Source organism: Chryseobacterium carnipullorum (assembly GCF_003815695.1).
Taxonomy (GTDB): Bacteria; Bacteroidota; Bacteroidia; order Flavobacteriales; family Weeksellaceae; genus Chryseobacterium; species Chryseobacterium carnipullorum.
This window is the reverse complement of record NZ_CP033920.1, coordinates 5,164,886-5,178,354: the sequence shown is the minus strand read 5'-3', so window position 1 is coordinate 5,178,354 and position 13,469 is coordinate 5,164,886. Positions and strand designations below refer to the sequence as shown.

General features: G+C 36.4%; 10 protein-coding genes. 7 read left to right on the top strand and 3 right to left on the bottom strand.

Annotated features, from left to right (window positions below; translation table 11 throughout):
* Positions 1-4: 4 nt before the first annotated feature.
* The 5 genes from EG346_RS23390 to EG346_RS23370 all read left to right on the top strand — a co-directional run bounded on the left by EG346_RS23390 (position 5) and on the right by EG346_RS23370 (position 7,133).
* Entirely contained in the window at positions 5-1,369 is a 1,365-nt protein-coding gene (locus EG346_RS23390) for an AAA family ATPase (protein WP_073333889.1), read from the top strand.
* A gap of 178 nt (positions 1,370-1,547) precedes the next feature.
* Complete coding sequence (locus EG346_RS23385) at positions 1,548-2,654, top strand: NAD(P)/FAD-dependent oxidoreductase (RefSeq protein ID WP_123882215.1); 1,107 nt, start codon at positions 1,548-1,550, stop codon at positions 2,652-2,654.
* 79 nt (positions 2,655-2,733) lie between these two features.
* The gene (locus EG346_RS23380) at positions 2,734-5,100 is read left to right on the top strand and encodes a fibronectin type III domain-containing protein (protein ID WP_123882212.1); all 2,367 of its coding nucleotides are present in this window, start codon (positions 2,734-2,736) and stop codon (positions 5,098-5,100) included.
* A 137-nt stretch (positions 5,101-5,237) separates the two neighbouring features.
* Complete coding sequence (gene prfB / locus EG346_RS23375) at positions 5,238-6,350, top strand: peptide chain release factor 2 (RefSeq protein ID WP_073333879.1); 1,113 nt, start codon at positions 5,238-5,240, stop codon at positions 6,348-6,350.
* A gap of 87 nt (positions 6,351-6,437) precedes the next feature.
* The gene (locus EG346_RS23370) at positions 6,438-7,133 is read left to right on the top strand and encodes a DedA family protein (protein ID WP_073333877.1); all 696 of its coding nucleotides are present in this window, start codon (positions 6,438-6,440) and stop codon (positions 7,131-7,133) included.
* Between the two features lie 43 nt (positions 7,134-7,176).
* Here EG346_RS23370 and EG346_RS23365 read toward each other — a convergent pair whose 3' ends face one another.
* The 3 genes from EG346_RS23365 to EG346_RS23355 form a co-directional block, all read right to left on the bottom strand.
* Positions 7,177-8,046 carry an alpha/beta hydrolase gene (locus EG346_RS23365; RefSeq protein WP_123882210.1) on the bottom strand — a complete coding sequence of 290 codons (870 nt, stop codon included), beginning with the start codon at positions 8,044-8,046 and terminating at the stop codon, positions 7,177-7,179.
* An 87-nt stretch (positions 8,047-8,133) separates the two neighbouring features.
* Positions 8,134-9,141, bottom strand: a complete 1,008-nt coding sequence (locus tag EG346_RS25510) for a thrombospondin type 3 repeat-containing protein (protein ID WP_185148141.1) — start codon at positions 9,139-9,141, stop codon at positions 8,134-8,136.
* Positions 9,142-9,186: 45 nt separating this feature from the next.
* Positions 9,187-10,578 carry a serine hydrolase gene (locus EG346_RS23355; protein ID WP_164466281.1) on the bottom strand — a complete coding sequence of 464 codons (1,392 nt, stop codon included), beginning with the start codon at positions 10,576-10,578 and terminating at the stop codon, positions 9,187-9,189.
* Between the two features lie 158 nt (positions 10,579-10,736).
* Between EG346_RS23355 and EG346_RS23350 the strand changes: the two genes are divergently transcribed.
* The gene (locus EG346_RS23350; protein ID WP_123882205.1) at positions 10,737-11,636 is read left to right on the top strand and encodes a DUF808 domain-containing protein; all 900 of its coding nucleotides are present in this window, start codon (positions 10,737-10,739) and stop codon (positions 11,634-11,636) included.
* Positions 11,637-11,812: 176 nt separating this feature from the next.
* Positions 11,813-13,390, top strand: coding sequence for a delta-60 repeat-containing protein (locus tag EG346_RS23345; protein ID WP_123882202.1), 1,578 nt, complete (start codon positions 11,813-11,815; stop codon positions 13,388-13,390).
* The last annotated feature ends 79 nt before the right edge of the window (positions 13,391-13,469 follow it).

Below are 13,469 nucleotides of genomic sequence, written 5' to 3'. Positions count from 1 at the left end.
GTTTATGAAGTTAATTGAGTTAGCAAAAGAGCTTAATGTTTCGGCAGAAGCCATTAAACAGTTTATTCAGGATTTTGATCTTGAGCTGGGAGTTTGTATCAGTACCAACTTTGAAGTAAAGCCAGATTTTGAAAAATTTGCCCGTGAAAATCTGGATTTCCTAAAATTATATGAAAAAGATCTGGACAAAAGTAAAACCCTGGAACAGATCGCTGAAGTAATCAATCAGCCTAAGGAAAAAGTAGAAGAGGCCATCAAAGAAGATAATCCCAATATTTTTGATAACGGATTTTTCCGTTCATCAATTTCAAGCTATGGAATTGATAATAAGCTCGGCGGCAATTATAAGTTCGTCTATGATTATTTTGGACATAAAACCAGCCTGCAACATCGGGATTTTATTGGGTACAGAGACCTTTTCTTTTACATATCAGCGGTTTTAGAACCATTCCTGAATCCGCAACAGATTAAAGACTGGGGAATCCATAAACCAGCAGGAATCATTTTATACGGACCTCCGGGAAGCGGCAAAATTTTCTGGGCTACCAAAATTGCTGAAATTATCGGTTATCAGTTCAAAGAAGTAAAAAAACATTATCTGGGAACGTCTTTTATTGACGGAAATCAAACCAATTTTACTGATTTTCTGCTTACGATGATGAAAGAAAAAAAAGTTCTGCTTTTTATGGATGATTTCGATGAAATTATGATGGAGAGAAAAGCAGAAACAGATCTCGCTTCCTGCAATCTTGAAACCCAGGAACTCATCCTTCATTATATCGGAAAATTTGAAAAAGAAGAATTACTGATGGTAGGTTCTGCCAATACGGTCTCAGAAATCGACGAAGAAATTCTTGCTCCGGGAAGATTCGATGTCATGATTCCTATATTTCCACCCAATGCAGCAGAACGCTCTGAAATTATCCTTTATGCGATGACAAGAGATCTTGAAGAAGATTCCCTTCTCTATAAAATCCTTAAAAAGAACCAAGCGGATAAAGTCCCGTTCTGGCAGGATATTGCTTCCAGAATGAAGGCATTCAGCAACACGATGCTGATTGATTTTACACAGAGTCTTAAAAAACGTCTTAAAAATCAGTATCAGAAAACCAAAAATGAAAACCTGAAGATTGATCAGAATCTCCTGAATGCAGCCTTAAGAGATGCAGGCGGAAAGCTTACCGAAGAATATCTTGACCAGGTGGCAAGATTCCTTGCAGATGCAGTTATCAATAACTTTGACGATTTTAAATTAAGAATTCAGGCTCTTAAAAAAGAACTGGAAACCTACAGAGTTGTAGAAAAACCTGCAAGAGCAATCGGGTTTCACCATAATGGTGAAAAAAAAGATGATAGTGCACAGGGGTGAAACGGGGTGCGGTTTTTCGGGTTAAGAGATTCAGCATTCGCATAATGTGGAAGAGTTTTAGAGTAGGAGAACTTGAATATCAGTAAGTCTGAAATCTGAGATCTGAAATCTCAAGTCTTTATTCTAGGCTCTTTACTCTTACCATCTCATTAACAAATACCTTTTACATTTAAATAAAATGAACAGCATCTGGGAACTTGAAACCTTTTACAGAAAAAGAGATATCGTCATCATCGGTTCTGGATTTTCGGGACTTTGGACTGCGGTATCCGTTAAGGAAAAATATCCTGAAAAATCTGTTTTAATTATTGAAAGAAATACCATTCCGCTTGGAGCTTCAACACGAAATGCAGGATTTGCCTGTTTTGGAAGTCTTACGGAAGTGATTGCCGATTCTCAGAAAATGGGTTGGGAAAAGACATTGGAATTGGTAAAGATGAGGTTTGACGGACTTCAGAAAATAAGGAGATATTTCAAAAATGATGAAATAGATTTTGAACTGAATGGAGGGTTTGAAATTTTAAATTGTAATGAACCTTTGCAGCAGCTGGATACGGTGAATGCAAAGTTGAAAGGAATCACCGGGCTGGACACCACCTATTTCCTGAATCAGAAAAAAATCAAAGAATTTGGTCTGGGAAAATCTGAATTTCTGATTGAAAATCCGTGCGAGGGAAGTCTGCATTCAGGCAAGCTTCTGCTTAAACTTCTGGAAAAATGTTATGAACTGAAAGTTGAGTTTCTTTTTGGAACAGAAGTAAAGGACATCGATGAAAAAATGAATGAAGCAGAGGTTCATCTTTCAGAGACTCTTTCATTAAAGGCTGACCAAATTATTTATTGCACCAATGCTTTCAGCTCAAAATTTCTGGAAAAGGAAGAAATCATTCCTGCACGGGGACAGATTCTCTTGACTGAACCAGTTGAAGGCTTAAAACTTAAAGGAACATTTCATTACGATGAGGGTTTTTACTATTTCAGAAATCTGGGGGATCGTGTTTTGCTGGGCGGCGGCCGAAATCAGGATTTTAAAACGGAGGAAACCACAGATTTTGAAACTACAGAATTTTTACAGGATCATTTGGAAAGTTTCCTGAAAAAAGTAATTTTGCCGCATCAGGAGATAAAGATTTCCCTCCGATGGTCGGGTATTATGGCAATGGGCTCAGAAAAAACACCGATTGTCAAGCAACTTGCAGAAAGACAGTTCTGTGCCGTAAGGCTTTCAGGAATGGGAGTGGCACTGGCTCCGAAAATTGGGGAGATGGTGGTGGAGATGATTTGAATATTTGTAAGGTGTTTTTATTAAAAAAATAACATTATTTTTGTGTAAATTATATTACTCCTCGTTTAAATCGAGTCTAATGAAAAAAAAAACACTTTGGCTATTCCTTTTTTTAACTAACTTAGTATCTTATGCTCAGATTACTTTAAATGAGGGATTTGAAGTTCCTGCAACTCCGGCAGGATGGACCTACTCAAGATTTGCTAGAATCACCAACTCTAATGGGTATCCTTGTACAGGCGGCGGTGCCCTTTTATCAAATCTGATTTATGATATAGGATCATCTGCAACAGCCTCAATGGTTTATTCTTCTAACAATTCTAATGGAAATCAAATTTTAGTATCCTTCAAATACAGACCTGAAGAAGGAAATAGTTCGAATCCTATAGTAACTGGGATTATTAATGTTGAATATTCTAATAATAATGGATCAACATATAATTTAATAGGCTCTCCAATTTCTGTAACTGGTTCTACAACTTGCTCAACTTTTACAGGAACGATTCCCACTGGAGCAGTTCCTGCAGGTACAAATTTTAAATTTAGAATTACTGGAAAAAATTCGGGTTCTGGCTATTGGATAATGACAATTGATGATGTAATATTATTACAAGCAGCAACCTGTAGTGTACCATCAGGATTAAGTATGTCCAATATAACTTCTACAGGTGCTCAAGTAAATTGGTCTTCGACAAATACCCCAACTAATGGGTATGATGTATATTATAGTACTATTAATACGTCTCCTACATCTTTAACTACACCAAGTATTACAGGTATTTCAGCTACGTCTGTTAATATAGGCCCACTTTTATCTAATGAAGCTTATTATATATGGGTAAGATCAAACTGTGGTTCAAATATCAGTTCTTGGAGCAATGTACAAACATTTTCAACACCTTGTGGGATATATATATTACCGTATAATGAAAATTTTGAAACAACGACACTAAGTACAATACCTGTATGTACAACTCAGCAAAATGGTACATGGTGGTCATATCCAGTAGAATCTGGAATAGGCTTTAATCAAGGGCGGGCATTAGCATATAACTTTAGTAATTCATTAACAACCAATACATGGTGGTATACCCCTCCATTTAATTTACAAGGGGGTGTTACATATGCTTTAAAGTTTAAAAGAGGAAATAGAAATATTAATGCGGGCAATACTCAAAGGTTAAAAGTGGCTTTTGGAACTTCTGCTAATTCTTCTGCGATGACTAACATTATTAAAGACTTTTCAGATCCTATTATATCAAATTCAATTTCTGAAGTTCTTTATTTTACACCGTCTGCAAACGGAATATATAATTTAGGTTTTAACGGATATACTTCTTTAGGAGTGAGTGGATATGAAAATTTATTAATTGACGATATTGTTATAGAGCAGGCTTCTAATTGCAAAACTCCGGGAAATATTACAATTAGTTCAATAACACAAACAACAGCTACGGTAAATTGGGATGCTTCTATTTCTAATCCGGCAGAAGGATATGATTTATATTATAGTACGAATGATACCCAACCGACTTCTGGGACAGTGCCTACCTATCAGGGGATTTTTGGTTTGTCTAAGGATTTATCTTCTTTGTTAGTGGGAAGAAATTACTATATTTGGGTACGAAGCAGATGCTCTTCTTCAGAATTTAGTGATTGGAAACAAGCGATATTTAGCACAACTTGTGCTATATCAACTATAGTACCTTATACAGAAAATTTTGAAAATAGTTTTTCTGGCTCTCTGCCACTTTGTACATCAGTTGAAAATACTTCAACAGGAACTAATTGGATTATACATAATTATTATCAAGCATCTGATTTCTGGCCAGGAGGTAAAACTTTATACTTGTTTTTTAATTCTACAACCATTCCTAATTCTTCATGGTTTTATACTCAAGGAATATATTTAGAGCAGGGAAAACAATATAAAATGAACTATTTATATGGTGATAGAAATACTACTGGTGCAGGCCCCGTTAAATTAAAAGTCGCTTATGGAGTTACCCCTAATTCTGCATCTATGACAAGTATTTTATCCGATCATCAAACTATGCCCAATCAAGATCAAAACTCTGCTCAGCGTACTTTTACAGTGCCTTCAACAGGTATTTATTATTTTGGATTCAATGGGTATTCTGTAGGAGCTATAAACTTTATTGCAGTGGACAATATTACAATAATAGAAGATAACATATTGGTCGTAGAAGATGTTAATAAAAAAGATAATATAGCTATTTATCCAAATCCATTTAATGACAAATTGAATATTATCAATATTAAGGATGTTAAATCCATCACAATCAATGATATTTCCGGTAAATTAGTTAAAAGTCTATTTCCGGAAAAAGAACTTAATGTACAAGATTTAAACGATGGAATTTATATTGTTTCTTTGAAATATAAAGATGGTACTATCAAGACATTCAGAGTTGTAAAGAAATAAAAAAATGATAATAAAATAATGAGCGATAGTGAAAACTGTCGCTCTTTTTTATCAATATTCAGAAAAAATATGACTCGTTGCCAATTAATGATTACTCCTAGAACAAATTCCGTATTTTTGTATAAAATAACAAATTCGTGATCAACAACGACCAGATAAAAGAAGTTCAGTCCAGAATCAAAGACTTACATAAATACCTTCAGATCGAAAAAAAGAAGATCGAAATATCAAATGATGATGAGAAAACAGCTGCTCCCGAATTTTGGGATAGTCCGAAAGAAGCAGAAGTTTTTCTAAAGCAGCTCCGCTCTAAAAAGAGATGGGTAGAAGATTATGAAGAGATCAGTACCCAGTTTGAAGACCTGCAGGTACTGGCAGAATTTGCCAGAGAAGATCCGGACTCTGAAAAAGAACTGGATGAAACATTCCCAAAACTTGTGGAAAAAATAGAAGACCTGGAATTTAAAAACATGCTTTCCAATGAAGGAGACGAGCTTTCTGCCGTTCTTCAGATTACTGCCGGAGCAGGAGGTACGGAAAGTTGTGACTGGGCTTCCATGCTGATGAGAATGTATACCATGTGGGCGGAGAAGCAAGGGTATAAGATCCGCGAGCTCAACTATCAGGAAGGGGAAGTTGCCGGAGTAAAAACCGTTACTTTAGAGATTGATGGGGAATACGCTTTTGGATATTTAAAAGGAGAAAATGGGGTACACCGACTGGTGAGGATTTCCCCTTTTGACAGCAATGCGAAGCGTCATACCAGTTTTGTTTCTGTGTATGTATATCCTTTGGTGGATGATACCATTGAAATCAACATTAATCCTGCAGATATTTCATTTGAAACCATGAGATCATCCGGAGCAGGAGGACAAAACGTGAACAAGGTGGAAACCGCCGTACGTCTTCGCCACGCACCAACGGGAATCATCATTGAGAACTCCGAATCCCGATCCCAGCTTCAGAACAAAGAAAAAGCCATGCAACTCCTTCGTTCAAGACTTTATGAAATGGAACTTGAAGCCCGTATGAAGGCAAGAACCGAGATTGAAGCCAATAAGATGAAAATAGAGTGGGGAAGCCAGATCAGAAATTACGTGATGCATCCATATAAACTGGTAAAAGATGTTCGTTCTGCTCACGAAACTTCAGATGTGGATTCTGTGATGAACGGAAATATCACGCCATTCCTGAAAGCCTTTCTGATGGCCGATGGTACCGCCGTTTCAGACGATGATATGGACTTGTAAAATATCATGTATCTATTTTAGTTAAAAACTTATAATTAATTTTTGTTTAACACATTTTACGCTTACTTTTGTTTTTAATCGTTATATATGGAAGATTTCAATAGCTGGAGAGATTTACTGAACCCCGAGTTTTATATTAAAATGGGTGGGTTCTGGCTTATTTTATTTATTGTTTTTGCTGAAACAGGTCTTTTTGTAGGGTTTTTCCTGCCCGGAGATTCATTACTGTTCGTGTCAGGAATTTACGCTGTAGAAATCATCAAAGAGACTTTTGGCTCCACAGGGAGCGACTTCCTGGATACAACCATTCTGGCTTCATGTGTAGCTCTGGCTGCCATTGTCGGAAATGAGATAGGGTACTACTTTGGAGTGAAAGCAGGTCCTGCCTTATACAAAAAGCAGGATACTATGCTGTTTAAAAAGAAATACCTTTATCAGGCTCATGACTTTTTTGAAAAACACGGGGCACTGGCAATTATTATGGCGAGATTCTTACCTGTAGTGAGAACATTTACTCCCATTGTTGCTGGTATTGTAAAAATGGATAAGAAAGAGTTTTTAAGAGATAATATTATAGGAGCTGTTCTCTGGTCATTTATCCTGATTTTTGCAGGACATTATTTAGATAAATTGTTTCAGGAGCAGTTCGGGATCAATTTGAAAGAGAAACTTGAAGTGATTATCATTATCATCGTTCTGGTAACAACGCTTCCGGTGATCATTAAGTTTGTTTTCGGAAAAAAAGAAGATCACTCTAAGTACGAGAACAAAGATTTAGATTAATACATAATTACAAAAACATATTGATAACCTGCTTTCCGGCAGGTTATTTTTTTATCCATTCCAGAATGTTGGGATAGATAATACTGTCTCTTTTTACTTTGCTGAAAAATCTTGGAGCATGACCTGTTCTTTTCATAAAGATCAGTTTGTGGGGAATATTCTCTTTGGTGAGTGCAGAATCCATGGATAATCCCTGATGCGGATTCACCAGAAAATCATTGTTCCCCTGAAACAGCAGGGTAGGAACGTTGGATATATTAGCGATGGGGCTGGCTTCTTTAAAAGCTTCAGCTATATTCTTCCGGTCGAATTTTGTTCCAACTACCTTCTGGAATGTAGGAGAGGTATATTTTGAATAAAATGAATTGAGGTATTCCGGGCTGTAAAAATCTGTAGGACCGCTCAGTGAGATGATCTTTCTGACTTGTTCAGGGTGTCGGTAGCCATATAGAAGAGCCAGATGTCCGCCTGCACTTTCGCCTAAAAGGATATAATTATTCGGCTGAAGTTCTGCTTTTTCAGCCAGAGAGTTAAATTTTTCAATGGCAAGGCCAATATCTTCCAACTGCTGCTTATACGTAATGCTTTTTTGTTTGGAAACCAGCCTGTAATTCATACTGATACTTGGAATCTTATGTTCAAAGAGCATTTTCTGAATCTGAATCATGTGTTCTTTTTTTCCAAGCGTCCAGGCACCGCCATGTACGATCAGTACTACAGGTGTATCTTCGGCGTAGTCCAATGGAAGAAAAACGTCCATCTTCTGCCTTTTATGCTCGCCATATTTCAAATTATAGATTTTCTGCTGTCCGTCTGTACCTACCCATACCCTGAATTTTGTATGGCAAGACTGCATCAGGAAGCTTAGAGATCCTACAACAAAAAAATGGTATCTGAGAACAAGCTTTTTCATAAGATAAATTTACGGAATATTATCTGCCTATATAAGGCTGGAAAAATGATTTTTATGATCATAACTTTCTTTTTCTGCCAGTTGTTTTTAATAAGAGCGTTCCTCCTTTTTTATAAACTTCCATTGTCCGGCGATGTATTCGAATGTATAGGAATAATGGCCTTTGGGAATATTTCTGATTTCGACACTGACTATATTCTTAGCCGCATAAAGTCCGAAATTTACTTTTAACCTGGTATTGTAGGGATGAAATTCAGCTTTCTCCTTATTGCCACGATCATAATATATCATGATATTTCTGTTGAGTTCAAGAGTTTGCGGAAAACTTTCTATAAAACCGTAATAGCCTCCCTGTCTGTAGTCATTCAAGAGATCAGTGTCGATCGGCAATTTTCCAAAATCATAAGTGGGGAAAAGGTTTTTCTTTAATTTTTTTGCAACATAATCAAACGTATCTTTTGTCCAGAAAAGCTGGTCAAGAAATAGACTTTTATTGAAACCTAAGGTAGATTTGGAGGCACAGTTGCTTATGTTATCATTAATAAAAGTATAGGTATGTATACTTACCGATATATTGTTTTTGGGGAATAATTCTCTTGGAATATGGTTGAATATCACTGTTCTCAAGGCTTTAAACTTTTCTTTTTCCAGGATGTGTTTTTCTTTAAATTCTTTTAAAATTTCAGCTTCCTTTTTGAAAAATTCATCACATTTATTAGAAGGACATCCGTTGGCCTCCGGAACTCCGGGGAGCGTAGGACAAGCGTCATCCTTATCCTGGATTCCGTCGCCGTCCGTATCAGGCCAGGGACAGCCGTTATTTTGAGCATCGCCTTTTTCATGGGGACAGGCATCTTCTTTATCATTGACACCATCTCTGTCATTATCCGGCCACGGACAGCCTGAAATTTCTGAAAAGCCGCTTTCTTTCGGGCATTTGTCCAGATAGAAAATAACACCATCTTGATCTTCATCCGAAAGGCAGATCTTTTTAGAGTATTGTTTTTTACATTTTCTGAACACTTCTTTGTTTTTTATTTCCTGAGAATGTAAACAGAGCGCTGAAAATAGTAAGAGTATAAAATATTTTTTCACTTTTTTAATCTTATCTGGTTGGAGACCCATTTTGAACTTTTCAGGTTATAGTTTCTCTGCCGTTTTTGAGGAAAGTCCTTTTTTGATGATGATAACATCTTTTTCATCCTTTTTGAAAATGAAAGAGATTTCTGTGTCATCATCCGGAAGGAAGAATACATCCTCTTTTTCAGCCAGCATTCTTATCTTAGGATCATTATTATTCTGAATAAAAAGCTGTCCGTTTTCGTTTAAGATATGGATGACAGTATCTTCGGAAAGCTCATAATTGCCTGCATACTTTTTCAGTACAGAACCATCCAGAGTGATCTCTTTCTTAGGTTTGGGAAGGTTATAGGGCTGGTCTAAAAGTGCCGCCAAAATAGTATTACCTGCTTTCTCCAGTTTCTTGCTCGTGATATTATTAAGAAGTATAATACAAATGTCATCATCAGGAAGCATCGCAAAATAACTTGTAGAACCTTCTATATTCCCTCCATGATTGATCAGTTTTTTTCCATACAGATCATCGATGAACCAACCGTAGCCGTAGCCACTTAGATAAGGGGTTGTGGCTTTTTTTAAGCTTTCTTTAGAAACAATGCTGTAGTCCCTGAGCCCTTTGTAATATTTGTACAGATCTTCTGCGGTACTGTAAATTTGTCCTGCAGGTCCGGTTAATTCCGGATTCCAGATCTCTGTTTTTTCCTGTTTTGTTTTTGACAGATAAGAGTATGGGATTGTTTTGTAAGGACTTTTCAAAGAGGGATAATCAAAACCCGTGTGAGTCATTTTCAGAGGATGTAAGATCATTTTTGTTACCGCCTCTTCATAGGTTTGGCCTGTGATCTTTTCAATGATTATTCCCAGAAGAATATAGCCCGAATTGGTATATGAAAATTGCGTACCCGGTTTAAAATCTAACGGTTCATCTTTAAAAAATGAGATTTCTCTGCTTTTCGTAATGGGTTCTGTGGTGTGAAGCAGACGGAAATACTCTTTGTTCCTCAATGCCTCATAAATTCCCGAAGAGTGGGTAAGGAGATGTTCAACCGTAATTTCACTTACTCTCGGATAATCCGGAATAAATTTGGAAACAGGATCTTTAACGGACAGCTTTCCTTCTTCGCATAGTTTTATGATGGTAAGTGCGGTGAAAGATTTGGTTAAAGAAGCTATCTGGTAAATACTTTTGTTTTGATTCGGGAGCTTTTTTTCTGCATCCTGCCATCCGTAAGACTTTTCGAAGAATGTTGTATGCTGGTAGTGAACCAGAGCAGTTCCGTTGAACTTGTTGATAGATGCATACGCTTTTATGATGCTGTCTATTTCCTGCTTCTTTTTTTCCTGCTTTATCAGATTGATATCCGTTGTATTTTGGGCTTTGAATGGAGAACAGTATATAGTGAATAGAACAGTCAGACATCCTAAAAAAAGACTATAATATGTAGGTCGCATGGTATCGTGTTTAAAAAAGTTAAAAGTAAGCAGAGTTTCGCTCAGATGAGCAGCCATGTATAGAAAATATTTAAAATTAATATTCAGAAACAAATAAAAATAGATTTTAATAATTATTTTTGCTGAACTTAACAAAGATTAAAAAAATATTAAAATATATGGCATCTGGTTTTTTTGCGATTTTGGATGATATTGCAGCGTTGATGGATGATGTGGCAGTGACGAGTAAAATAGCCACACAGAAAACAGCAGGCATCCTTGGAGATGATCTGGCAGTGAATGCAGAAAAAGCGACAGGCTTCATTTCCTCACGGGAAATTCCCGTTTTATGGGCTATTACAAAAGGCTCTTTTATCAATAAGCTGATCATTCTTCCTGTTGTATTCCTTCTCAACTGGCTCTATGCTCCGGCCATTAACTATGTGTTGATTCTGGGTGGATTGTATCTGGCCTTTGAAGGGGTTGAAAAAATCATAGAATTTCTTTTTCACAAAGACAAAAAAGGCCACGAAGTGGTAGAAGAAATTGTAGAAGATGAAAAGAGTGATCAGGAAATAGAAAAAGCAAAGGTAAAATCAGCCATTACCACAGATTTTATTTTATCTGTTGAGATTGTTATCATTGCTTTGGGAACGGTTTTGGAAGAAAGTCATCCTTTTATTACCCAGATTCTGGTAACCAGTCTGGTTGCTTTTATAGCTACAGTAGGAGTGTACGGAATTGTTGCTTTGATCGTAAGGATGGATGATGCAGGATTCAAATTAATCAAAAAGAGTAATGACAAGGGTTTCTTTGGAAAGCTTGGACACTTTTTGGTGAAAGCTTTACCTGTTGTTATTAAAGCTTTGGGTGTTATAGGAACTATTGCTTTGATTATGGTAGCCGGCGGTATTTTTGCCCATAGAATAGAATTTTTCCACCATATTTTGCCTTCCTGGTCTTCTAACGAGTTGCTTACTATTTTAAAAGAAATTATTCTCGGACTGATAGGAGGCTTATTTGCCGTAGCCCTATTTACGATGGGGAAAAAAGCTTATTCACTTGTGGTTAAAAAGTAAATCTGAATAACATGATAAAACAAAGCCGTATCCCATCTGTGGATACGGTTTTTTTAATGCCTTTTCTAAACACTTTTTACATTGAAATTAACAGATTGTTCAATATTTCATTTGAATAAAGATGATCGGAAAAGATTTTGGTAAAGGAAAAGTTATATTTGCAAAAAAAAATAAACATGATAAAAAAACTATTCTATGGAATCTTTTTATTCTCTTCATTATTTTCAAGTGCACAAACCTTGGATACTACTTTTGGTATAAATGGCTTTAACTTCACTAATCCGTCAACAGTTTTCGACAAATCTGGTGATTTTCTCATCGAGCCGGATAACAGCATGGTTGTCCTTGGAAACGTTGGTCCCGGATCAAAAAGAGCGATTTATAAAGTAAACTCCAGTGGAAATCTGGATACATCATTTGGGACTGCAGGGGTTCAGATTACTCAGAATCAATCTGTCCATTATAAAGTCATTAAATTAATCTCGGGTAAATATTTAACGATCGGAAGTGTAGGCCATACGTACAATCAGAATTTTTTTATTGAAAGGTTTAATGCAGATGGTACTTTAGATGCAACTTTTGGAACTGGAGGCGGGCTTGCTGTCAATATGGGGTATCCGGCAGATGTAGAAACCATTGATGTCGCTTACAGTGCTGTAGAATTATCAGATGGAAAAATTATAGTGTGTGGTGGGGCAGAATATGGATATCCAAAAAGGAGAGCCTGCTTATTAAAATTGAATCAGGATGGTTCCGCGGACACCTCCTTTGGAACTAATGGACGACTTTATCTTGCTCTAAACACTGGAGTATCTCAGGAAAGAGTAAATGCCCTGAGTATTCTGGTAGCTAACAATAAGCTAATTATTGCCGGAATAGGAAGAATTACCGATACCACAGACAATGTAAACGGGCGCAGTGACGTGTATGTTGTAAGATTAAATATGAACGGTACCATTGATACAACTTTCGGAACCAATGGTAAATTGATTTTCAATTTTGGAAATCCTTTTGAGTTTGGAAATATAGTTCAGGATCCTAACGGAAATTTTTATATAGTAGGTTCTGCATTCAATAATGGTATCAGGGACTCCTGGGTGGCAAAAATAAATTCTGATGGCCAGTTTGTCAATAGTTTTGGAACCGCAGGTATTGTAAAACGAAAGGTGGTCAACATTCCGAATGTAACAAGTGAGGTACCGAACTCTATACTTTTAGGTGATAATGGGATCTATGTAGGAGGTACATTTTATTTTACAGGAAGTTATCTGGATTATGACTGGATGTTTTTGACCAAATTTAATTATGACGGAACTCCCAACCTATCGTTTGGAACTAACGGATTATTCAGACTTCCAACTTCCAATTCTATTCGAAGATTATCAGCAATGAAATTTGACAGCAGTAGAAAAATCCTCATTTCAGGAGATTCTACTCATGATGACAGACAATTTACCTTAGCCAGAATTACTATAAACAATGAATCTTTAAATATAGGAGAAGCCGTGAAAAAAGAAGAACTCTCATTCTATCCGAATCCTGTTACGGATTTCCTCTTTATTAATGTGAATTCTGAAACTACACCGGAAAATTTATCCCTGTACGGTATGGATGGAAAGCTCATTAAAAATCTTGAATATGTAAGACAGGGAGATAAAGTGAAGATTGATCTTCAAAACTGTGTATCCGGAACCTATCTGATTCGCATGACATACGATAAGAAAGATCAGACTCTAAAGATTATAAAAAAGTAAATTTAAAATAAAAACAGGTTTCAATACTTTTGAAACCTGTTTTCATTGTTTGACTTAAACTGTAAAAAAGAGGCTTTTT

Excerpts from the sequence above, each read along its gene's own strand:
- EG346_RS23350 (WP_123882205.1), top strand. The coding sequence starts at position 10,737 with ATGGCATCTGGTTTTTTTGCGATTTTGGATGATATTGCAGCGTTGATG.
- EG346_RS23355 (WP_164466281.1), bottom strand. The coding sequence starts at position 10,578 with ATGCGACCTACATATTATAGTCTTTTTTTAGGATGTCTGACTGTTCTA.
- EG346_RS23365 (WP_123882210.1), bottom strand. The coding sequence starts at position 8,046 with ATGAAAAAGCTTGTTCTCAGATACCATTTTTTTGTTGTAGGATCTCTA.
- EG346_RS23380 (WP_123882212.1), top strand. The coding sequence starts at position 2,734 with ATGAAAAAAAAAACACTTTGGCTATTCCTTTTTTTAACTAACTTAGTA.
- EG346_RS23390 (WP_073333889.1), top strand. The coding sequence starts at position 5 with ATGAAGTTAATTGAGTTAGCAAAAGAGCTTAATGTTTCGGCAGAAGCC.
- EG346_RS23345 (WP_123882202.1), top strand. The coding sequence starts at position 11,813 with ATGATAAAAAAACTATTCTATGGAATCTTTTTATTCTCTTCATTATTT.
- EG346_RS23385 (WP_123882215.1), top strand. The coding sequence starts at position 1,548 with ATGAACAGCATCTGGGAACTTGAAACCTTTTACAGAAAAAGAGATATC.
- EG346_RS23370 (WP_073333877.1), top strand. The coding sequence starts at position 6,438 with ATGGAAGATTTCAATAGCTGGAGAGATTTACTGAACCCCGAGTTTTAT.